The sequence below is a fragment of the Pseudomonas sp. B23(2017) genome (assembly GCF_002113725.1).
In the GTDB taxonomy this organism is placed as follows: Bacteria; Pseudomonadota; Gammaproteobacteria; order Pseudomonadales; family Pseudomonadaceae; genus Aquipseudomonas; species Aquipseudomonas putida_Z.
On sequence record NZ_NEJM01000017.1, the window covers coordinates 97,143 to 114,490 of the forward strand.

The 17,348-nt window shown below is 58.9% G+C and carries 30 protein-coding genes; 18 read left to right on the top strand and 12 right to left on the bottom strand.

Annotated features, from left to right (window positions below):
• Nucleotides 1-67: 67 nt before the first annotated feature.
• Together CAG46_RS23415 and CAG46_RS23420 are read left to right on the top strand one after the other, a co-directional pair.
• Nucleotides 68-805, top strand: a complete 738-nt coding sequence (locus tag CAG46_RS23415; protein ID WP_143493371.1) for a hypothetical protein — start codon at nucleotides 68-70, stop codon at nucleotides 803-805.
• Nucleotides 806-817: 12 nt separating this feature from the next.
• A complete protein-coding gene (locus CAG46_RS23420) occupies nucleotides 818-1,660 on the top strand; it encodes a hypothetical protein (protein ID WP_256575128.1) in 843 nt (280 codons plus the stop codon).
• Nucleotides 1,661-1,691: 31 nt separating this feature from the next.
• Here the strand turns inward: CAG46_RS23420 and CAG46_RS23425 are convergent, their stop codons facing one another.
• Nucleotides 1,692-2,615 carry a DNA cytosine methyltransferase gene (locus tag CAG46_RS23425; protein ID WP_085614933.1) on the bottom strand — a complete coding sequence of 308 codons (924 nt, stop codon included), beginning with the start codon at nucleotides 2,613-2,615 and terminating at the stop codon, nucleotides 1,692-1,694.
• A 47-nt stretch (nucleotides 2,616-2,662) separates the two neighbouring features.
• Here CAG46_RS23425 and CAG46_RS23430 point away from each other — a divergent pair, with 47 nt between their 5' ends.
• Together CAG46_RS23430 and CAG46_RS23435 are read left to right on the top strand one after the other, a co-directional pair.
• Nucleotides 2,663-2,917 (top strand): hypothetical protein, encoded by a 255-nt coding sequence (locus CAG46_RS23430; RefSeq protein WP_085614935.1) that lies wholly within the window; start codon nucleotides 2,663-2,665, stop codon nucleotides 2,915-2,917.
• Between the two features lie 119 nt (nucleotides 2,918-3,036).
• Entirely contained in the window at nucleotides 3,037-3,216 is a 180-nt protein-coding gene (locus CAG46_RS23435; RefSeq protein WP_085614937.1) for a hypothetical protein, read from the top strand.
• Here CAG46_RS23435 and CAG46_RS23440 read toward each other — a convergent pair.
• Together CAG46_RS23440 and yejK are read right to left on the bottom strand one after the other, a co-directional pair.
• The gene (locus CAG46_RS23440) at nucleotides 3,177-3,788 is read right to left on the bottom strand and encodes a hypothetical protein (RefSeq protein WP_256575129.1); all 612 of its coding nucleotides are present in this window, start codon (nucleotides 3,786-3,788) and stop codon (nucleotides 3,177-3,179) included. The genes CAG46_RS23435 and CAG46_RS23440 overlap by 40 nt on opposite strands.
• A gap of 701 nt (nucleotides 3,789-4,489) precedes the next feature.
• Nucleotides 4,490-5,500 carry a nucleoid-associated protein YejK gene (yejK, locus tag CAG46_RS23445; RefSeq protein ID WP_085614939.1) on the bottom strand — a complete coding sequence of 337 codons (1,011 nt, stop codon included), beginning with the start codon at nucleotides 5,498-5,500 and terminating at the stop codon, nucleotides 4,490-4,492.
• A gap of 102 nt (nucleotides 5,501-5,602) precedes the next feature.
• Between yejK and CAG46_RS23450 the strand changes: the two genes are divergently transcribed.
• Nucleotides 5,603-6,049, top strand: a complete 447-nt coding sequence (locus CAG46_RS23450; RefSeq protein ID WP_085614941.1) for a hypothetical protein — start codon at nucleotides 5,603-5,605, stop codon at nucleotides 6,047-6,049.
• Here the strand turns inward: CAG46_RS23450 and CAG46_RS23455 are convergent.
• From CAG46_RS23455 to CAG46_RS23480, 6 genes are all read right to left on the bottom strand, one after another.
• The gene (locus CAG46_RS23455; RefSeq protein WP_085614943.1) at nucleotides 6,027-6,386 is read right to left on the bottom strand and encodes a hypothetical protein; all 360 of its coding nucleotides are present in this window, start codon (nucleotides 6,384-6,386) and stop codon (nucleotides 6,027-6,029) included. The two genes, CAG46_RS23450 and CAG46_RS23455, sit on opposite strands and share 23 nt — an antisense overlap.
• 81 nt (nucleotides 6,387-6,467) lie before the next feature.
• Entirely contained in the window at nucleotides 6,468-6,926 is a 459-nt protein-coding gene (locus CAG46_RS23460) for a hypothetical protein (protein ID WP_085614945.1), read from the bottom strand.
• Nucleotides 6,923-7,192: a hypothetical protein gene (locus tag CAG46_RS23465; protein WP_085614947.1), complete on the bottom strand. Its 270-nt coding sequence runs from the start codon at nucleotides 7,190-7,192 to the stop codon at nucleotides 6,923-6,925. The genes CAG46_RS23460 and CAG46_RS23465 overlap by 4 nt, the downstream gene beginning before the upstream one ends.
• A 17-nt stretch (nucleotides 7,193-7,209) precedes the next feature.
• On the bottom strand, nucleotides 7,210-7,593 hold the full coding sequence (locus tag CAG46_RS23470) for a response regulator transcription factor (protein WP_085614949.1): 384 nt from the start codon (nucleotides 7,591-7,593) through the stop codon (nucleotides 7,210-7,212).
• 6 nt (nucleotides 7,594-7,599) lie between these two features.
• Complete coding sequence (locus CAG46_RS23475) at nucleotides 7,600-8,451, bottom strand: ParB N-terminal domain-containing protein (protein ID WP_085614951.1); 852 nt, start codon at nucleotides 8,449-8,451, stop codon at nucleotides 7,600-7,602.
• 143 nt (nucleotides 8,452-8,594) lie between these two features.
• Nucleotides 8,595-8,900 carry a hypothetical protein gene (locus CAG46_RS23480; RefSeq protein WP_085615372.1) on the bottom strand — a complete coding sequence of 102 codons (306 nt, stop codon included), beginning with the start codon at nucleotides 8,898-8,900 and terminating at the stop codon, nucleotides 8,595-8,597.
• A 376-nt stretch (nucleotides 8,901-9,276) separates the two neighbouring features.
• Here CAG46_RS23480 and CAG46_RS23485 point away from each other — a divergent pair, with 376 nt between their 5' ends.
• The gene (locus tag CAG46_RS23485) at nucleotides 9,277-9,570 is read left to right on the top strand and encodes a DUF1654 domain-containing protein (RefSeq protein ID WP_085614953.1); all 294 of its coding nucleotides are present in this window, start codon (nucleotides 9,277-9,279) and stop codon (nucleotides 9,568-9,570) included.
• Nucleotides 9,571-9,604: 34 nt separating this feature from the next.
• Here the strand turns inward: CAG46_RS23485 and CAG46_RS23490 are convergent, their stop codons facing one another.
• From CAG46_RS23490 to CAG46_RS23500, 3 genes are read right to left on the bottom strand one after another with little or no spacing between them, the layout of a single operon-like run.
• A complete protein-coding gene (locus tag CAG46_RS23490) occupies nucleotides 9,605-9,928 on the bottom strand; it encodes a hypothetical protein (protein ID WP_085614955.1) in 324 nt (107 codons plus the stop codon).
• Complete coding sequence (locus CAG46_RS23495) at nucleotides 9,921-10,190, bottom strand: hypothetical protein (protein ID WP_085614957.1); 270 nt, start codon at nucleotides 10,188-10,190, stop codon at nucleotides 9,921-9,923. The genes CAG46_RS23490 and CAG46_RS23495 overlap by 8 nt, the downstream gene beginning before the upstream one ends.
• Before the next feature lie 23 nt (nucleotides 10,191-10,213).
• Nucleotides 10,214-11,065: an XRE family transcriptional regulator gene (locus tag CAG46_RS23500; RefSeq protein ID WP_085614959.1), complete on the bottom strand. Its 852-nt coding sequence runs from the start codon at nucleotides 11,063-11,065 to the stop codon at nucleotides 10,214-10,216.
• 88 nt (nucleotides 11,066-11,153) lie between these two features.
• Here CAG46_RS23500 and CAG46_RS23505 point away from each other — a divergent pair, with 88 nt between their 5' ends.
• The 12 genes from CAG46_RS23505 (at nucleotide 11,154) to CAG46_RS23560 (ending at nucleotide 17,326) form a co-directional block, all read left to right on the top strand.
• Complete coding sequence (locus CAG46_RS23505; RefSeq protein ID WP_085614961.1) at nucleotides 11,154-11,330, top strand: Cro/CI family transcriptional regulator; 177 nt, start codon at nucleotides 11,154-11,156, stop codon at nucleotides 11,328-11,330.
• A gap of 140 nt (nucleotides 11,331-11,470) precedes the next feature.
• On the top strand, nucleotides 11,471-12,328 hold the full coding sequence (locus CAG46_RS23510) for a replication protein (protein WP_085614963.1): 858 nt from the start codon (nucleotides 11,471-11,473) through the stop codon (nucleotides 12,326-12,328).
• Nucleotides 12,318-13,130: an ATP-binding protein gene (locus tag CAG46_RS23515; RefSeq protein ID WP_085614965.1), complete on the top strand. Its 813-nt coding sequence runs from the start codon at nucleotides 12,318-12,320 to the stop codon at nucleotides 13,128-13,130. The genes CAG46_RS23510 and CAG46_RS23515 overlap by 11 nt, the downstream gene beginning before the upstream one ends.
• 2 nt (nucleotides 13,131-13,132) lie before the next feature.
• On the top strand, nucleotides 13,133-13,429 hold the full coding sequence (locus CAG46_RS23520; protein WP_085614967.1) for a DUF1364 domain-containing protein: 297 nt from the start codon (nucleotides 13,133-13,135) through the stop codon (nucleotides 13,427-13,429).
• Nucleotides 13,426-13,854 carry a VRR-NUC domain-containing protein gene (locus CAG46_RS23525; protein ID WP_085614969.1) on the top strand — a complete coding sequence of 143 codons (429 nt, stop codon included), beginning with the start codon at nucleotides 13,426-13,428 and terminating at the stop codon, nucleotides 13,852-13,854. Before CAG46_RS23520 ends, CAG46_RS23525 begins: the two co-directional genes overlap by 4 nt.
• Entirely contained in the window at nucleotides 13,851-15,149 is a 1,299-nt protein-coding gene (locus CAG46_RS23530; protein ID WP_085614971.1) for a site-specific integrase, read from the top strand. The genes CAG46_RS23525 and CAG46_RS23530 overlap by 4 nt, the downstream gene beginning before the upstream one ends.
• Nucleotides 15,146-15,376: a hypothetical protein gene (locus CAG46_RS23535; RefSeq protein WP_085614973.1), complete on the top strand. Its 231-nt coding sequence runs from the start codon at nucleotides 15,146-15,148 to the stop codon at nucleotides 15,374-15,376. The genes CAG46_RS23530 and CAG46_RS23535 overlap by 4 nt, the downstream gene beginning before the upstream one ends.
• A complete protein-coding gene (locus CAG46_RS23540; RefSeq protein ID WP_085614975.1) occupies nucleotides 15,373-15,690 on the top strand; it encodes a hypothetical protein in 318 nt (105 codons plus the stop codon). Before CAG46_RS23535 ends, CAG46_RS23540 begins: the two co-directional genes overlap by 4 nt.
• A gap of 11 nt (nucleotides 15,691-15,701) precedes the next feature.
• Nucleotides 15,702-16,091, top strand: a complete 390-nt coding sequence (locus tag CAG46_RS23545) for an antiterminator Q family protein (RefSeq protein ID WP_019471606.1) — start codon at nucleotides 15,702-15,704, stop codon at nucleotides 16,089-16,091.
• A gap of 374 nt (nucleotides 16,092-16,465) precedes the next feature.
• On the top strand, nucleotides 16,466-16,789 hold the full coding sequence (locus CAG46_RS23550) for a phage holin, lambda family (protein WP_010952643.1): 324 nt from the start codon (nucleotides 16,466-16,468) through the stop codon (nucleotides 16,787-16,789).
• Between the two features lie 4 nt (nucleotides 16,790-16,793).
• The gene (locus CAG46_RS23555; protein ID WP_085614977.1) at nucleotides 16,794-16,988 is read left to right on the top strand and encodes a hypothetical protein; all 195 of its coding nucleotides are present in this window, start codon (nucleotides 16,794-16,796) and stop codon (nucleotides 16,986-16,988) included.
• The gene (locus CAG46_RS23560; RefSeq protein ID WP_085614979.1) at nucleotides 16,988-17,326 is read left to right on the top strand and encodes an HNH endonuclease; all 339 of its coding nucleotides are present in this window, start codon (nucleotides 16,988-16,990) and stop codon (nucleotides 17,324-17,326) included. The genes CAG46_RS23555 and CAG46_RS23560 overlap by 1 nt, the downstream gene beginning before the upstream one ends.
• The last annotated feature ends 22 nt before the right edge of the window (nucleotides 17,327-17,348 follow it).

The following is a 17,348-nucleotide window of genomic DNA, read 5'->3' on the forward strand; positions in this document are numbered from 1 at the left end:
TCAACGGTTGATGAATTTGTGATGCCAATATGGCACTATCGGCGGATTTCTATGGGGGAGAAATCCAGTGTCGGATGAAACTGATAAATCGATCGCCGCAATGAAGAAGAAGTATTCAAAAAACCCCGAGTTCTTCAAGCGGATGGCTGAGCAGTCTTGCCGGACAGTGATCGATGATCTCGCAGCATGGAAGGCAATTTATAGTCTTTCTATTGAGCTGAGAAACTTTGAAATCTCCCAGCTTGTACAAAGAAATAACTTTTTCATGATTTTTCAGGGAGTGCTTTTTGCAGGAGTTTGCCAGTCTGCAGGGCAGTTGCCCATAGTTAGTTTTGTAATCTGTCTTGTTGGGTTGTTGGTGTCTCTTTTCCAAGCTGGCATGGCTGCTGGTGCTAAGTACTGGCAGGAACACTGGGAGATCAACTGCAAAAAGTCGGAAGGCTTCATGGTGGAGCTTTTGAAAAAGCACCGCGTCTATCGATATTTGAACGATAAGCTTGATATCAAAATGCCTTCAGAGATTGACGAGAAACTAGTGGGTCGCAAAGTATTGGTTCACTTGTTTCAAGATAACTCGAACAAGGCTGATATCAAGGAAAGTGTTTGGTGTGGTAGACCATGGGCACCACTCACAAACTATATGATTCTGCGCCGATTTTCTTCGAGTCGAATTCCAATTTATGTGGGTCTGGTATTGGCTCTGGCCTGGGGTGTCCTGCTTATGTCAACATTCCGATTGGATGGCCTTGATTGGCATGTATGGGAAAATATCACTGGCTTTAAACAGCGGCCGGCGTTGAAGTGATCGGGTACCGGCATGCTGACAATCTCTGTGTTGCTGGATCGGTTTTCTGTGGGCATGGGGATACCTCGCGGTCTATATTTCGGGTTTTATTTGGGCAGTTTGGGGGCTGGGATGGGAGAGCGAAATCAGTACGGCCTCGGGCGCTATGTCCCGCAGGATGTCCGCCGCGAAATTCGGAGTAGATGTGGATTTGGATGCGTTATATGTGGATTGGCTTATTATGACTACGAGCATTTTGATCCGGACTTCAAAGATGCCAGAGAGCACAATCCTAAAGGGATGACACTGTTATGTATGCAGTGCAACCAGAAGCGGGCTCGCGGGACACTGTCAGCGGCTACTGTCGCTAGAGCAAACAAAAATCCGAAGTGCAAGCAGCAAGGATTTGCTTCTGAATTATTTGACTTTGGGCCAGATCCTATTGATGTAAAATTTGCAGGCGTAAGTTTCTTTAATTGCGGCGTGTTGATTCAAATCCATGGTGTAGACGTCCTTTCCTTCCGCCCCCCTGTGGAGGAGGGCGGTCCGGTACTTTTGTCTGGCCTGTTATCTGATGTCACCGGAGCGACCACCCTGAAGATTGTTGACAACGTTTGGTATGCTGGCGATGAAAATTGGGACGTAGAGGTCGAGGGCGCGCGAGTGACAATTCGTCGTGGTCTAGGTGACATTGCGTTGCAGCTAAAGGTATGTCCGCCCCATGCGCTAGTTATTGAGCGGGTTGATATGCAGTTTGAAGGTTATTTTCTGAAAGGCAATGAAGATACACTTTCAGTATCCACTGACGGCAGCAACTGGTCTGAATTTACGTTGTGTAGTCTCCATAATTGTGGAGTCGGTATCAGCCTAAACTAACGCCTATATTGAGACGAGTAAGCAAAGGGGGTTAAGCTGCTCTAAGTAATGCCTCGATCACTCGCTGCCCAGCCAGCGGCGGTACCGCATTGCCGGCCATGTGCATGGTCAGCCGGTGACTGTCTGGGCGAAGGGTTTCGGCCGGGAATGACATGGCGGCCAAGGCCTCGCTGGCGCTGAGCATCCGCATGTGGTCGCCGTCAACCAAGGCCCAGCGGTCCAAGGTGGTGATGGTGCCGATTGGCCGGTTGATGTCGCGCCCGGTGGTGCCGGAGCCTTTGCCGTAGTAGGGCATGATGAAGCGGTCGCCGAAGCGTTGTCGGCCGTTGCGGACCCGGTCCAGCGTGGCCTGGGCCCGGCCTGGCTTCTCGATCGGCGACCAGCGCCCGGCGTTGAAGTCGAGGAAGCTGGCGGCCGGCACATGCCGCTCCTGCGGCAGCTGCAGCATCAGCGGGGCCTTGCTGCGCGTCAGGACCATGAACAGGCGCACCCGGTGCTGCGGCACGCCGAGGTCGGCGCAGTCGACGATGTGCGGCGCGGCCTGATACCCCAGCGCCTGCACTGCCTGCAGCCAGGCCGGATACAGCACCCAGTCGGTGAACTCCGGCACGTTTTCGATCACTGCCGCCTGCGGCCGGTGGAACTCTAGAGCCGATACAGGCGCCCAGGCTGTCGAGCGCGACGCATCGTGTTCCGGGTTGCCCGATTTCTTGCCGCGGGCCTTCGCGTGGCCCTGGCAGCAGGGTGAGGCAAGCAGGATGTCGTGCGCAGGCACCTGCTCCCAGCGAGCCTGATGCAGGTCCTGGCAAACGTGCTGGGTTTCGGGGTGGTTAGCGCTGTGCCATTCAACGGCTACCGGCCAGTGGTTTGCCGCCCAGAGTACCTGGACGCCTGCGGCGCGCGCGCCGGTGCTCCATCCGCCGAGACCGGCGAACAGGTCGATTGCTGTGGTCATGGTAATGGCCCGCCCGGTATATTCCGGCGCAAATTGAAGGAGGGGGTATGGATTTAAAAACCTTGCTGGTAGGTGTCTCAGCCGTTACCGGAATCGCTTCTGCCGTGCTTTGGGTGTTCTCGGCGAATGCTCGGGTTCCATACAAAGATCGATATAACGACGATGGATCTCCTATCGGGACGATCAGTGACGGCAAAACGGACTTTATTCTTACTGCTGCAAGACAGGGGCGCTTCAACGCTTGGGCTGCCGGCGCTGCGTCAGTTACCGCTGCTTTACAGGCAATCGTGATCCTGCTTTGACCTCACTACGTCGACCTCGCCGGGGAGGCGCTATTGTTGAATAGGGGAAGGCGCCGCGTGGCGCTCGTGGTTCTGGTGCACTATCACTTCATGGGTTACACGACCCGGTGGAGGTCGCCATGACACTGAAAAGCGATACCGAGGCCCTTGCCTCGATCGAGGAAGAAGCCCAGGCAATGCTGAAAAAGATCGGTCTGCCGGATGACCACCTCAAGAAGGACATGGTCATCTGCCTGCGGCAGATCATTGCGATTGCGCGCTACCGGAAAGGCCTGGGCGCCGACCCTGCCGTTGAATAGGGGAAGGCGCTGGCGGGCAGCGCGGGTAAGGTGGTGATCGGGAATTGCTTGGCCAGGGCCTGCTGCACTGTCGCGATTATCCGGCAAAAGTAGTCCCAGTCAGGATTGCGCTCCATGGCGTCGGTTGGCAGGTTCCACCAGTCGTCACCGAACACGCGGTGCATAAACTCGCGGTGGGCACCGCCGCACTCATCGAGCGAGCTGGTGTGTCGAAGATCCTCGGCCTCGTCGAGCAGGCTTCGGGCATCTTCTGCGTCCAGGTCCCGGTCACGCCGCATTTGCACGATCACCTTCCGCGCTTTGTCGGCCAGCGCTTCAGCACTGAACTGGCGAGAGCTCAGCGCCCGGTCGAAGTAGCCGATGATGTAGGCGTCGTGCAGCTTGCAGAAGAACTGGCCGATGGTCAGGCCATCCCACATGCCGCCCCAGTAGGCATGCCAGGTCTTGTCGTAGCAGCTGACGGTGATCTTGCCCTTGCAGGGCTCGAAGTCTTCGAGGTAGACGCTGATCGGGTCTAGGCCTTCGGCTCCGGTGATCAGTAGCTTGGTGACGGTCGATGTCTCGACGTTCATGGCTTTCTCCATGCATGTGCGGCCCTCCATGGCCGGATGCGGCATGGTGGCAATTTGGGGTGGGATGCGATTGAATTCCCTGAAGTTGATTCGGAGGGAATACGATTGAAGATTAAGGATGCACTGCGAGAGAGCGCTCCATTCGCGATTAGGACTATGTGGGTTTGCTTGCTGGTCGCACCTACAGTGTGGGTGCTGGGGGGGAGTCTTCTACCAGTCGTTAATATTGGTAGCTCTGAGCTTGCCTCTTGGGTTCAAGCTATTGGATCTATCGCAGCCATCCTGATAGCGGTTTGGGTAGCATCCTCTCAAAGGAGAGCCCAATTACAGGACGAAAAGGCCCGCAGCCAGCTTGTAGAATGCCATGTCAGATCTCTAGCGGAGAGGTCGAAGCGAGCTGTTACGATCCAGAGCAGAGAGCGTATAAATCTCAAATCCAGTTTGAATCTGATTTCAGGGCTTCGTCATTCATTAGACAACATCAATCTGCTGGATCTTCCATCGGTACAGCTGCTAGAACCCGTGTCTACGTTGAGAGACGCTTTACGCGGTTTGGAAGGCGGGATGCTCGAAGCTGAGTCGGACAAGATTCTGGACTTTTGGATGGACACGCCCACCGCTGCGCTCTGGATAAGTTTGGCAACAGTATCAGCAAATCAGGTGCTTAAAGAAAGCTGACAGGGCAGGTGGCTGGGGGAGAGTCATGCCATTCCTGCTCGCCTCAGCTGATCGACCAGCTGAGTCGGCACTCCTTTGATCATCAGCGTGCTAGCCTCTTGGTCGAATTCGATCTTGTTGCCCAACAATTGAGCTTTAAAGCTTATCGACATGCCTTCGGCGCGGCCGCTGTAGCGGCGATACTGGTTCAGGGTTCTCTTGTCGACGGCGAAGCTCTCGGAGATCCCGTAGTCGCCAGCCCTGATGAAGTCGGCGAAGGTCTTCGGCCTATCCTCATCCAGCACTTCGGAAAGCTCGTCCAGGCTAATCGGCTCGCCGATCTTGCCCTGCGCCTGGGCGTAGGCCACCAGGTTCTGGCTTTTCTCGCTGGCGGTGTCGCTCGGAAAGTCTTCAGCGCTCACGAAGTCGGTGAAGGCCTTGAGCAGGGTGCGCGTTTCGCCTGGGCTGTCGATCCCTTCCTGGCAGCCGATGAAGTCTTGGAAATAGTGCGAAAGCCGCTTGCCGCTCTTGCTCTTGATGAACGAAATGTACTGCCGCGACGCTGGATTGTTCTTCCACTCGGTCAGGTTGTTCCGAGCGGCAAAGTGCAGGGCGCTGGTATCGAGGTGGCGCGAAACCGATACGGAGAGGTCATTGGCAACCGAAATCGTCTCGGCCTGACGCAGGATGGCGATGGTCAGGTATTCGGTCAGGCCCTGCTGGTACAGCGCGAACAGTACGTGACCACCAACCGCCAGGTTAGATTCCTCCATGAGTCGCGTTAGGTGCTCAACCGCCGTGCGGGTGAAGTCGATGAACTGCATGTCCCCGCTGACGACCTTGGCCAGCCACCCGCTGAGAGGGTAGGCGCCGGACTCGCTGTGGAAGACCCCCCAGGCCTTGCCGGTCTTGGCGTTGTAGCCGTCGTTCACATCGTTCACCAGGTTCTCGATGGCGCCGCTTTCCGGCAGGCTGGCGCTGGCCATGTGTAGGGATGCCGGGCTGCCGTCCGGCTTCTTGTTGATGAAGTGCATCACTGCGTGGCGAATGGGCATGGGTGATCCTCCTTGGCCGGGTGGCGGCATGGTGGCAATTTGATTGTGAATGGGGTATTAGGGGTTGCGGCAACCTGCCGTTAACGAATGGAGTCACGCTAAGTGGAACTGTCGGATTTTGACTACAAGGAAGACAACTTCGAAAAGGAACTCAGAAAGGCCGATACGGGATTCCGTCGAGCCAAAGAGTATTTCTTTGATCGTTTCGATCATTGGCATCGACTCATCGATGTGAAACTGTCAAAAAATGTCGTATTGAATGAAGAACTAGCGGCAAACAAGGCTTCTGGCGAGGTGCTAGGGAAGCAGTTCGCTTTGCATTTATCTCCTGTATTCCGGGGCGAACATGGTCTTGCTGCTGTATTGCTTACGCTAAAAGATCCGGTGAACGGGAAGGCGATTGAACTTGATCGGTTCTATATAGATGTGAACGGCGATGTTCTTTCGAAGGAAGGCGAAACGCTGCTCAACTCCCAAGACGACTTGGCTAGCATTAAGCTCTTCTACGCTATCCTCCGTCGAGTACTTAAAGCTGAACCATGGGCCTAATGATTTCGTCGCCGGGATCGCGGCGCAGATCGCGCAAGCTCTCTTCTTCGAACTGACGCGCTAGTTTTGGCGAGATGTAATAAGCTGGCGCGTCAGGTCGTCCTAAGCGACGCGCCCGCTCCTCAGGATCCTGAGCGATCCACGACAAGGCCAGGTCCTGCCAGAGCTCCTGCACCTGGTCGTAGCCATGGCGTTCGATCTCGGCAGCCATGGCGGCCTTGATCCCTACCGGCATGTTGAAGAACACCTTCTCGATGCCCAGCTTCGCGGCTGCTTTCTTCTGGCGGTCTCGGTAGTCCGCTGAGTGCTTCGCGGACCCGCTCTTCTTCTCGGCCATGGCCAACACCTCCCAAGCCGCTGGGTGACAAATTGATGTGCTGCTGACGCCGGCCGTGCCGGACGCGTGCGGTGGTGCGTTTCATGCTGCTTTCTGCTGATTCCAGGCGCCGACAGCGGCAAAGATCTTGGCGGCTTCTGCTTCGACGAGCGTTGTGTCTGTGGGTATGGCGATCCAGCCGGCCGCCACCAGGTGATTAGGGTTGGCCGTTGCCCGCAGGTCGGTATAGGTAGCCTCGATAACATCGGTCAGGTGCTCGGCCCGGTAGTTGCCCTGCGGTGCGACCTCAACCGACTTGTGGTATCGCTCGCCGAACTCCGTCCGGCACAGCACGCTCAAGTAGATCGTCCAGCGGTGCGGGATGTCGCATACCGCATCAGCCACCTGGCGCAGGCGGATCTGCTTGAGTTTCTTCCAGTGGAGCAGTACCTGCTGGCCGCTGGGGTCGATGTTCACCACGGCGGCGTGGTTGGCCGATACCAGAGCCCGGCAAGTCCGCTCCAGCCTGGCGCGCATGTTGTGTGGCTTGCGCTTGCTCATTGCATACCGCCTTGCTTGCTCGCTGCGCCTGCCTCCATCGCATCCACAAACCGCATTGCAGTGCGGTAGCTGAAGGCGAATCCCTGCTTGGCGCCGGTGGCGATCTCCACCACATCCCACGTTGAGCCCTTGCCGCATGCCTGGTAACGCGGCGCTGTTTGGCTGACCTTGGCATGGGCCTCGGCCCTGACTGACTTGCTGCGCTCGAGCAGGGCCGCGAGCACGGCAAGCTTCTGCTCGAAAGCAGGGTGCATTGCTGTCTGCATGGGTGATCCTCGGGTGGTCAGGCGTGGAGTTCCAAGGCCTCGGCCTTGCGAACGATTCGAACTTGGGCGGTGCGGCGCTCCGGTGCGCGGCGATCGCGGCGCATGGGGTCGCTGTCGGCGATGACTGCGTGCATGGCGATGAGACCGGCGAGGGCGATGCAAAGCGGGCTGATAATCTGCTGGCGCATGGCCTTGGTGACCGCCTCGATGCGGCGGCCGGCTTCCAGCTTGAACAACGCGGCTTCGATGCGATTGGCCACGGTGCCTGGGCTGACCGCCATCTGGCGGGCGATTTCTTTGGTGGTGAGGCCTTGGGCCACCCACAACAGTGCCTCAAGCTCGCGGGGAGCCAGCGCCTTGCCGAGCTGGCCAATCCATGAGCCGCAAGTGATCGTATCCATGAGGTGCTACCTCGGTTTAGCGCCGTCCAGGGCTTCGCGCAGTTGCAGGACGAGCGCCGTGGGGATGGTGAGTGATCGGCTGTCCTCGTCGATCGATTCCAGCGATGCAATTAGATTGCGTGATGCAACATGCACGGCTTCTAGCCGAGGCTTCGGGATCGAAGGGCCCTTCATAGAGCCGGCTGTTACTCGCTTCTTGCCGCTTGCCTGGGCTTTTTCGAGCTCGGCTCCCAAAACCTTTCCGGCGCCGTCGCCGTGTTCTCGAACAACCTGAGCTGCTGTAGTCGCCGAAACGTGGCCGGCGGCTACCAGGTTCTGCACATCCGTGTTTGCATTGCCTACGGTGAGAACCTGTTCGACATGCTGCCGCGTCTTTCCAACCTTCGTTGCGATCTGCTCCACCGACCAGCCGAAAGCGCGGAGCCGCTTGTAGCCTTCAGCCAGCTCAAGAGGGGAAAGCTTTTCGTTTTCCTGGCTGGTGATGATGCGTGCTACCCGATCAGCATCGCTGCCTTCGAAAGCGATCACGGGCACCCAAGCTTCATGCACCTCAGGACGGTCTTTGTTCGGTGTCCGAGGAAGCCTGCCTTTGGCGTCAAGCTTCAAAAGCGCTCGGCGCCGGCGGTGACCATCGACAAGCCAAACACCACCTTCGGCCCGCGGACGAACTTCCAGCGGTGGGATCTGACCGCCCGCCGCTATGAATTCTGCGAGAGCGTTAATGCTCGCTTCGAGTGCATCGCCCTCCGTGCGCAGGTTAAAGCCAGGTTCTTCGTGCAGGTCCTCGAGTTGAACCTTCATGGCATCGGCGCGCCGCACCTCGCCATCCTTGATCATTTGTTTAAACGACTTTGCCATTTGAGTTCGCTTCCGTTGGGCTGCATTGGTCGTGACGCTCGCTGCCTACACCTCCCGGACCAGGAGAGGGCGAACGCCACGACCGATGCAGCCTGGTGATGGGGAACCAGGTAGATCGGGCCGTCTTTCCGGCTGTCGAGAAATCAGATGATTGCTGCCAGTGTCCGTGTGCCGTCGGCGTGCTCGGTGGCGATGTGCAGTGCAGGAGATGCGTACCGACCACGCTTGATTAAGCTGAAGGCCTGCTGGAATGACGGGTTGGGATTTCCTTCGCCGTCTGGCGTCAGGCTTGAGCAGAGAAGGCCTGTGCAGTCTTCGCCGTTTGGCCCTACTCCGTCGTGGCCTATATCGAAACTGGCGATCATCGCGATGCCTTCTGCCTTGCATATCTCGATGATCTGAAGCATCAGCGGGCTGATTCGGCTGTCGTAGATTTCTTCTTTGTTCACGGTGATGCCCTCGGGTTGATTTCCCGTCTGGCCCTGTCGCCAAGGCCAGCCAGTGAAATCTTCGTGATCCAGGCGCCCATCGCTCTCTGGGCTACGCGCTTCCCCGCATTGGCATGCGCGCCACTTGGTTACCTGAACCCAGCTCACTGCATGATGCAGTTGCTGCCCTCATGTGCCGCTGAGGGTGACGGGTGTCGAGTTGTGTAAAGAGCGGTGGCTGCCGTAGCTGCCAGCTCGATGCAATTGCAAGCGAACTTGTATTTATAAAAGCATGCTTGTTTTTTAAATGCAAGCACGCTTGTGTAATTTTCTCATACTGTATGAATATCCAGCATTTAGGAGCTTTCGGATGTCAGCACCAGAAAGAGCAGTTCGTATGGAAGAGCTAACGAGCCTTGAGCGGCTGGGCTTGAGGGTTTCAGCGATGATTCACTCGCCACTCGCGCAGCACGGCAGGAAGGTGCTGGTCCACCGTATGGACACGGACAGGGATCAGGATTGGAATGCGATCATGGAGTTGCTAGCCGAATCCGATGGGCTAGATATGAGCTTTTGCGATGATGGATCGGTGCTTCTTCAGTGGGATGCGCCGACAGACGACGATCGGGTGATCGACAGACAGCAGGATGTGAGCCTGGTTGAGAGGGAGGTGGAGGAGGCGCCTTTCTGACTGGCATGAAAAAGCCCGCCGAAGCGGGCTTTTTTCAGGCAAGCGCTCTGGCTAAACCAAATGATATGGCTGCAAACAGGCCGGCAAGCCCTGTGGCTGCGCCAATGAATTTCCAAGTCTGTTCGTTCATAGCTTTATGGATGCTGCCAGCCAGTTCAGCCTGATCGGCTTTCGTGGCAATGAAATCGAGCTTGGACTCAATGCGCACAAGCCTAGCTTGCACGTCAGTCATCGTGTTTTCGAGCTTTTCGACTCTCTTTTCCAAACCGGACCCTCCGTCGTTGCCGCCGCCATGCTTAAGCTGTTCCCTCTCGATGCTGCGAAAGCGCTCTTCAAGGTAGTGGACATTATCAGTCATGGCTTCGTTTCCCGACATTTTCAAGTATCCGTGCTTTGGCCTCTGAATACTCTTTGAGGCTCTCAATTGCTTTCTTCAGCTCCTCAAAAGAGGTGTGTCCGCGCTGTTCTGTCTCGGGGTCTGTCGACGCCATAGCGATGGCTGCTAGGTCAAGTGCTGAGCTTACCAGCTTTACAATCACCTGCTCCAGTGAGGAGTTAAGCTCATGGAGCTCCCCATGTGTCACAAATTTTGATGCTACAACATCTGGCAGCTCCACCATCCGGTCGCTCCTTGAAGATCCATTCAAACTTTTCGGGCGTTCCATACCAGAAGAACTTTGGCATGGATTGTCACATCGTCGATTCTTGCTGCTTGGTCCTTATTTCTCGGGTTGTCCGAGATGAGCCAAACGTGATCTTCGTCCTTCCTTTGAAGACGCTTGATCAAAAGGTCTCCATGCCAAGTGAGCACATACACTCCCTCTCCGGCGTAGTCATTTACCCCGCGATCGACGATCACGGGATCTTTGTCGTTGATTGTGCCTTCCATGCTTTGACCCCACCCGGTGATGATGGCCAGGGACTGTGGTGCGGTGTAATTCACCCCTTTGTCACGCAGCAAGTCTTCACTGATCACGACGTTCCGGATGATCTCGGTGTATTCAGCTGGAACCTGCCCGTGCCCCATAGCTGCCCTGATGTCGTACTGGGGGATTGAGATATCGCCTCTGGAAACAGGGTTTGCGGCGATCAAGAAGCCGCTTTCCTTCTCACCTTGAGGATCCTCCTCCACCGCGCTCACGATTCTCTGCCTGGCTTCAGCGGTCAGCCCCTTTCCGTGCTTTTCGAGCATTTTTCGGACTGCATCTGCTGCGGAGCTTGGCGCGCTGACGTCCTTTGGTTGTTCTTGCTTTGCGGCCCCTTTGCGTGGCGGCTCGCCCTTCCCCGACAGGAGCCAATCCACAGTTGTGTCGTAGCCCTCGGCTAGCGCGACGAGGTTTTCGTTCTTGATGTTTTCCGTATCACCGGCGAACCACTGGCGGACAGCCTCATAGCTGATGCTGCAGGTGTTTGCGATGTCGCGTTTGACATTGCGAACGCCCAGTTCGGGGCGACGAGTCAGGACGAGCTTGGTGATTCGATCAGTAGTTTTCATTCGCGCAATCTACAAGGTTGCTTGTCAAGCATGCTTGTTTTGAATATGCAAGCATGCTTGAATGTCTGAACGAGCAGAGGAGGTCGCCATGACCAAAAGCCAGGCAATCAAATATTTCGGGTCGATTTCCGCCCTGGCGAAGGCGCTAGGGGTGACCTATGAGGCCGTTCGCCAATGGGGTGACGTTCCTGAGCTGCGCCAGTACCAAATCGAGCGCTTGACCAAAGGGGCGCTGAAGGCAGGAAAGACGGACGCCGTTGCATGACCTTGTAGAAATTCTCGCCTATCTGGCATTGCGCCGGTAGATGACTGAAACACCTGCGGATCCATCCAGTATTGGAATCGCAGACGAAAAAAAACCGCCTGGCAGGGCGGCTTTCTCTACAACTTGACACGAGTTGAAGCATGGCAAACATCGTCCCACTTGACAAGTCCAGGGGGTTTACCCGGATGGACAACCAGCTCATGGATGGCCTGCTGGCTATCGATCTCCCGGCCCGGGAGATGAAGATTGTGCTGTACGTGGTGAAGGCCACCATCAACTACGGCGCGGGCGCTCAACGCATCCCGGCGACCGACATCGCGAAAGCCATTCACGCCCACCCTGACTCCGTATCCAAGGCAATTTCGAGCCTGCTGCGTCGTCGGGTTCTGTTCCGCGAGGGCGGTGCGCGGGGTGACATCGGCGTGAATGACCCGAAAGACTGGGCCTACGTCATTGAGCCGAAACAGACCAAAACAGCCGACTCGGCTGAAGTGGTCCGAATCGGCGACGAGTCGAAACAGACCAAAACCGCCGAGTCCCTTCTTTATTCTAAGAAAGAAACCCCCTATGTAACTCTTCCTTCGGAAGAGATTACATGCCCCCCCAGCGAATCGACCGAGGTCCAGGCCAAGGCTGAGCGCAAGGCTCCGTTCGGAAAGGCCGCGATGCTGGCTGACAACCCCCACGGACTGAGCGAATCGCTGATCGCTGACTACCTGGCGGTCCGAAAGGCCAAGCGCGCCCCTCTGACTGCTCGCGTCTGGTCAACCCTGAATTCCAAGCTCGAGCAGTGCAAGGCCTACGGCGTGCAGCCAGCTCAGGCCCTGGCGGTCGCTGTCGAGAACGGCTGGCAGGGCTTCGAGGTGGATTGGATCGCCAAGCGTATCGGTGCCCAGCTACCGACTCATGCCAAACCCCATAGCCGTCACCACGGCTTCAACGAACGCAACTACACCGCCGGTCTGGCCGCGCGGGAGGACGGCACCTATGCGATCTGAGTCGGTGATCACCATGTCCGAGGTCCGAAACGCCGCGGGCTTCCGCGTCCAGCCCGCGCACTGCGAGCATCACGGCGACTTCGAGCAGCGTGTAACCATGCTGATGGGCCGCGAAATCGTCGGGCGATGCCCTGTGTGCGAGAAAGCGGCCGTTGCCGAGCGCGAAGCCAAGCAGCTGGCGGAGGACACCCGCCTGAAGCGTGAGGCCATGACCCGCAAGCTGGGTTCGGCGCTGATCCCCAAACGCTTTGCCGACCGCACCCTGGCCAACTACCGCGTCGAGCACGAAGGGCAGCGCAAGGCCCTGGCCTATTGCACTCGCTACGTGGCGGCTTTCTCGGAAATTGAGCGCACCGGCCGCAGCCTGATGCTGCTGGGCAAGGTCGGTACCGGCAAGACGCACCTGGGCGCCGGGATGGCCAACGAGCTGATGCGCAACACCTCAGCAACGGCCGTGTACCGGACGGTGTGTGCTGTCCTGCAGTCCATCCGCGCCACGTACGACCGCCACAGCGAACAGTCCGAGGCCGACATCCTGTCCAGCCTGATCGAACCTTCGCTGCTGGTGCTGGACGAGGTCGGGGTAAGCAAGGAGCAGCCGAGCGAGTTCGAGCTGACCACCCTGTTTTCGATCATCAACGGGCGCTATGAGCAGATGCGCCCCACGGTAGTGATTTCCAACCTGGAGCCAGCCCAGCTTCGCCACGCCATGGGCGAGCGGTGCTATGACCGCCTCCGTGAGGGCGGTGGGGTGGTGGTGCCTTTTGAGTGGGAATCGCACCGTGGCAAGGAGGAGTTCTGACCATGCGGCAAACCAAGCTGACCAAGGCCGCGCGCGGCCGGGAGTGCCAGGTGCGCATTCCGGGCGTGTGCAACGGCAACCCCGAGACCACCGTCCTTGCACACTATCGGCTGGCCGGCACCTGCGGCGTCGGCAAGAAGCCGCACGACCTGCAGGGCGCGTGGTGCTGCAGCGCTTGCCACGACGCCTGCGATGGGCGCAGCCAGGCAGTGGACCGCGATACCGCCCGCCAGTACCACGCCGAGGGCGTCATGCGCACCCAGGCGCTGCTGCTGAACGAAGGGGTGCTTATTGCATGAATGCTCCCGCCTTTCGCCCGTTCAAGGCCAAGCCGGCCCGCGCCAAGCCCGTCGACCGCGAAGGGCAGGAGCAAGCCGCGCTGATGCAGGAGCTGCAGCTGCGCTACCCGCAGGCCTACAAGCTGATCTACCACGTGCCAAACGGCGGGCACCGGGTCAAGGCCGTGGCCGCCAAGCTGAAGGGGCAGGGCGTGAAGGCCGGCGTTCCCGACCTGGTGCTTCCGATGGCGCGGGGTGGGTATTTCGGCCTGTACATCGAGTTCAAGGCTAAGCCGCCGTTCGATGCTCCGGTGTCGCCCAGCCAGGATGCGTACCTGCAGGCGCTCGCTGCCCAGGGCTATCTGGCCATCGTGTGTCGGGGCAACATCGACGCGGTCGAGGCCATCCGCGCCTACCTGCTGCAGCCTGCCACGGTGGCCGCATGAGCGCGACCCGTGAAGTGAAACTGAGCGAAGCCGAGGTGCGTCGGCAGGCCGCTGACAAGTCAGTGCGTGACCTGCGCGACCCGCGTCACCCCGGCCTGTACCTGCGCTTCTGGAGCAACCGCGAGCGCGGCACCTGGCACCTGGTGCGTGGCAAGAAGTGGGTACCGGTCGCCCGCTGGCCTGACCTGACCGTGGCGGCGGTGATTGCCGAGTTACCCGCGCTGCGTCAGCGCCTGCTGCGCGACCCGGCCACCGCTCCGGTGGTGTCGGGCATGGGCACCGTGGGCCAGCTGCTGGACTGGTACGGGGACCGCATGGCCCGCGACCGCTCCCTGTCGGCGAAGCGCAAGGCCGGCGCCCGATCCGCCATTGCCCAGCACCTGAAGCCGCGCCTGGATGACCTGGCCGTGGCCGGCGTGAATGCCGAGACGCTGGACAAGCACCTGATGTGGCCGTGCCAAGCCGAGATATCGCTGTCCTACCTGCGGCAGATGTTCGCGCTGCTGCTGACCGCGTTCCGCCAGGCCCTGCAGCTGGGGCTGATCGACCGCAACCCCATGGCCGGGATGCGTTTCAACGACTTCACCAAGGCCCGGATCCTGCCCAAGGCGGCGCGGCTGCGGGGTGTGCAATTGCCCGAACTTATGCAGCAGCTGGCCCAGGCCTTCGAGCAGGAACCCGGCGACGCCATGCTGGCCCTCATGATGCTGGCCCACGGCACCCGGATCGGTGAGACCCGCATGGCGCGTTGGAGCGAGGTTTCTCTGGCCGCTGCCGAGTGGTTCATTCCGGCGGCGAACACGAAGACCCGCACCGAGCACCGCCTCCCGCTGACCACCCAGGTAGCGGCGTTGCTGACCCGGTACCGGACGATCCAACAGGCCCGTGGCTATGAGGGCGTTTACCTGTTCCCGAATCGCCGTGGGCTGCCACTGAGCGAGACCCAGGCCAGCATGGTGTTCACCCGGCTTGGGCAGGGCGAGTGGACCAGTCACGACCTGCGCAAGGTATCCCGTACCACTTGGACCGACCTGGGTATCGACGGCCACATAGGCGAGATGCTGCTGAACCACACGCTGGGGAAGATCGCCAGCACCTACATCCACACCCAAGCCATGCAGCAGCGCCGGGCAGCCTTGCAGAAGTGGCACGCCTGGTTAGACGGCATCGGCTTCGGTGCCATTCACGGCCTTACCAAGGCCTTATCCGAAATTTCACAGAATTCGGCCCAGCCAGCGGAACACAAGGCGTCCAGCGACCTTGCCGAATTTGTAATTAGTGAGGATTCGAAATGAATATTTCCGAGCGCGGAGCCGTCGCCTTCCTCTACGGCCTGGGCGGTCGAGCCATTGGGCAGGTGATCATTGATGAGTGGTTCGGCGTGGATCTGGGCGAGGAAGTGACCGTTGCGCCGCGGGAAGGAGGCTTGTTTGGCCTCGAGCAGTTCGACAAGCCGATTGTGGCTGGAAGCCGTGCGACCAAGCCTTGGCTTCGAGCCAAGAAGGGGCGTTCTCGCCAATGAGCAAAAGCCACGGCCCGGCTTTCAAGAAGGCCGTAATTGATCTGGATGTATGCCCTTTGTGCCGTGGGAGAGCGGTCACCAAGGGTTTGTTTTACGAACTGCCATGCGACAACTGCAACGCCTCAGGCTGGGTAGTGGCTGCAACCGGCGAGGCCCTGGCCCTGGATGAACTGGTGACCCAGCTCAGCATGAGGCTTCGGGCAGCGCTCCGGCAGATCGAACAGTTGAAGAACCCTCAGGCATCCGGGCCTGAGGCTACATATCAGGGAAGCAACCGGCGCGGCGCCGGCGGCACCAACTACACCGGGGATTGAGGGGGAAGGACATGAAAAAGCGAACCTACGTAGACAAGGCCCTTGGTGACACTGCGTACATGCTTGAGCAATGGGGCTGGTGGCGCATGGATGGCATGGGCGTGCCTCAGTACGTATGCCCGCTGTATGCGCTTATGAAGGAGCACGCACCAGCGGAAGGAGGGCTTAAGCAATACGTGATCACGGACGACCTAGCGCTTGCGGTGGACGGCGCCGTAGCCAGGCTGAACAAGCGCAACCCGCAGATGGGCGGTTTCGTCTGGCTGTACTTCGGCGCTAAATGGCCGGCGCTGCGGATCGCCCGTGAGCACAAGATGGGTGAAGCCAAGGCGCGCGAGCTGATCAACACTGGAGTGGCCTGGATCGATTGCGCCCTGGAGCAATTACGCGAAGCTGCATAAAAAGCTTTCCGCGCGGATAAACACCTGTTTTCATAGCAGCGTGTCCAGCTTGCAAGCAACGCGACACAGACGAACCCCGGCCATTGTGTCGGGGTTTTTCGCTTTTGCGGATGACCCGCCCAGGCAGCTGGGCTAAGTCGGTAGTGGCGTCGATCAAAGCCGTGCGCTCCCTGATCGGCTACGCGATGAGAGTCTGGGGTACGTGACCCAGCGAGCCAGACCAACAAGCCGGGAAGCTCCGGCCCTCCGCACCAATACCAAGCCTCAGCACCCGCTGGGGCTTTTTCGTTTTCGGCTCCACCACACCCATCGCCCCGAGCTGGGAGTGCTGTTGGGGCCGAACCTACTCCGCTCCCCAAAAGGGAGGAATCGAGATGCCAAACATGCCCGAGAAGGATCCTGGCCTGTGGGCCGCTGTGCTCACCTGGGTGCTGGCCCATCAGCCTCAGCTGTATGCCGCTGGCTTGTCAGTCGCGATCGCCGTCCTCCGAGTGGTGTATGGCGGCGGCACTCGACGACAGATGTTCTTGGAGGGCGCCTTGTGCGGCCTCATCACCCTGGCCTTGGTGCCGCTGCTCGAATGGATGGGTCTGCCTCAGGGCATGGCCACCTTCGCAGGCGGCATGGTCGGTTTCATGGGTGTGGAGAAGCTTCGCGGCTACTCCGACCTGTTCCTATCTCGCAAGGCTCAGGGGTAAGTAGATGATCACATTGACCGACAGCAACGGCCTCAAGCGCTACCTCGCTCCCGCCGCCATCGCACGTGTGGACGAAGCCTGCACCAGCAGTCAGTGGCACGGCATCTGCGCCATCGTTCGCACGTTCGACGGTCAGGTACTGGAGGTTAAGCAGCGGGCTGATGACCTCGTGCGCCTGATCACCGAGTCGAAAGACTGATGGCCAGGCTCAAGACGCTCGGCTCTCGTATAAAGGAGAGCGCAGGCTCTCGGGTCAAGGCGGTGAGCCCTGGCAGTTGGCGAAGCGGCATGACCAGCTCCCAGCGCGGCTATGGCTACAAGTGGCAGCAAGCCCGAGAGCGGTACCTGCGCGACAACCCGTTGTGCGTCTACTGCGAACGGAACGGCCGCACTACTGCGGCCAGGGTTGTCGACCACATTGTTGCTCACCGTGGAGACATGGTCCTCTTCTGGGATCAGACCAACTGGCAGAGTCTCTGCAAGCCTTGCCACGACTCCGTCAAGCAGGCCGAGGAGGCGGCGGGGCTGGGTGGTTGACACGTCAATGGATCGCCGATAC

What these genes read in the sequence shown, in the direction of transcription:
- CAG46_RS23420 (WP_256575128.1), top strand. Translation starts at nt 818, where the DNA reads ATGCTGACAATCTCTGTGTTGCTGGATCGGTTTTCTGTGGGCATGGGG.
- CAG46_RS23425 (WP_085614933.1), bottom strand. Translation starts at nt 2,615, where the DNA reads ATGACCACAGCAATCGACCTGTTCGCCGGTCTCGGCGGATGGAGCACC.
- CAG46_RS23430 (WP_085614935.1), top strand. Translation starts at nt 2,663, where the DNA reads ATGGATTTAAAAACCTTGCTGGTAGGTGTCTCAGCCGTTACCGGAATC.
- CAG46_RS23435 (WP_085614937.1), top strand. Translation starts at nt 3,037, where the DNA reads ATGACACTGAAAAGCGATACCGAGGCCCTTGCCTCGATCGAGGAAGAA.
- CAG46_RS23440 (WP_256575129.1), bottom strand. Translation starts at nt 3,788, where the DNA reads ATGAACGTCGAGACATCGACCGTCACCAAGCTACTGATCACCGGAGCC.
- yejK (WP_085614939.1), bottom strand. Translation starts at nt 5,500, where the DNA reads ATGCCCATTCGCCACGCAGTGATGCACTTCATCAACAAGAAGCCGGAC.
- CAG46_RS23455 (WP_085614943.1), bottom strand. Translation starts at nt 6,386, where the DNA reads ATGGCCGAGAAGAAGAGCGGGTCCGCGAAGCACTCAGCGGACTACCGA.
- CAG46_RS23460 (WP_085614945.1), bottom strand. Translation starts at nt 6,926, where the DNA reads ATGAGCAAGCGCAAGCCACACAACATGCGCGCCAGGCTGGAGCGGACT.
- CAG46_RS23465 (WP_085614947.1), bottom strand. Translation starts at nt 7,192, where the DNA reads ATGCAGACAGCAATGCACCCTGCTTTCGAGCAGAAGCTTGCCGTGCTC.
- CAG46_RS23470 (WP_085614949.1), bottom strand. Translation starts at nt 7,593, where the DNA reads ATGGATACGATCACTTGCGGCTCATGGATTGGCCAGCTCGGCAAGGCG.
- CAG46_RS23475 (WP_085614951.1), bottom strand. Translation starts at nt 8,451, where the DNA reads ATGGCAAAGTCGTTTAAACAAATGATCAAGGATGGCGAGGTGCGGCGC.
- CAG46_RS23485 (WP_085614953.1), top strand. Translation starts at nt 9,277, where the DNA reads ATGGAAGAGCTAACGAGCCTTGAGCGGCTGGGCTTGAGGGTTTCAGCG.
- CAG46_RS23490 (WP_085614955.1), bottom strand. Translation starts at nt 9,928, where the DNA reads ATGACTGATAATGTCCACTACCTTGAAGAGCGCTTTCGCAGCATCGAG.
- CAG46_RS23495 (WP_085614957.1), bottom strand. Translation starts at nt 10,190, where the DNA reads ATGGTGGAGCTGCCAGATGTTGTAGCATCAAAATTTGTGACACATGGG.
- CAG46_RS23500 (WP_085614959.1), bottom strand. Translation starts at nt 11,065, where the DNA reads ATGAAAACTACTGATCGAATCACCAAGCTCGTCCTGACTCGTCGCCCC.
- CAG46_RS23505 (WP_085614961.1), top strand. Translation starts at nt 11,154, where the DNA reads ATGACCAAAAGCCAGGCAATCAAATATTTCGGGTCGATTTCCGCCCTG.
- CAG46_RS23510 (WP_085614963.1), top strand. Translation starts at nt 11,471, where the DNA reads ATGGCAAACATCGTCCCACTTGACAAGTCCAGGGGGTTTACCCGGATG.
- CAG46_RS23515 (WP_085614965.1), top strand. Translation starts at nt 12,318, where the DNA reads ATGCGATCTGAGTCGGTGATCACCATGTCCGAGGTCCGAAACGCCGCG.
- CAG46_RS23520 (WP_085614967.1), top strand. Translation starts at nt 13,133, where the DNA reads ATGCGGCAAACCAAGCTGACCAAGGCCGCGCGCGGCCGGGAGTGCCAG.
- CAG46_RS23525 (WP_085614969.1), top strand. Translation starts at nt 13,426, where the DNA reads ATGAATGCTCCCGCCTTTCGCCCGTTCAAGGCCAAGCCGGCCCGCGCC.
- CAG46_RS23530 (WP_085614971.1), top strand. Translation starts at nt 13,851, where the DNA reads ATGAGCGCGACCCGTGAAGTGAAACTGAGCGAAGCCGAGGTGCGTCGG.
- CAG46_RS23535 (WP_085614973.1), top strand. Translation starts at nt 15,146, where the DNA reads ATGAATATTTCCGAGCGCGGAGCCGTCGCCTTCCTCTACGGCCTGGGC.
- CAG46_RS23540 (WP_085614975.1), top strand. Translation starts at nt 15,373, where the DNA reads ATGAGCAAAAGCCACGGCCCGGCTTTCAAGAAGGCCGTAATTGATCTG.
- CAG46_RS23545 (WP_019471606.1), top strand. Translation starts at nt 15,702, where the DNA reads ATGAAAAAGCGAACCTACGTAGACAAGGCCCTTGGTGACACTGCGTAC.
- CAG46_RS23550 (WP_010952643.1), top strand. Translation starts at nt 16,466, where the DNA reads ATGCCAAACATGCCCGAGAAGGATCCTGGCCTGTGGGCCGCTGTGCTC.
- CAG46_RS23555 (WP_085614977.1), top strand. Translation starts at nt 16,794, where the DNA reads ATGATCACATTGACCGACAGCAACGGCCTCAAGCGCTACCTCGCTCCC.
- CAG46_RS23560 (WP_085614979.1), top strand. Translation starts at nt 16,988, where the DNA reads ATGGCCAGGCTCAAGACGCTCGGCTCTCGTATAAAGGAGAGCGCAGGC.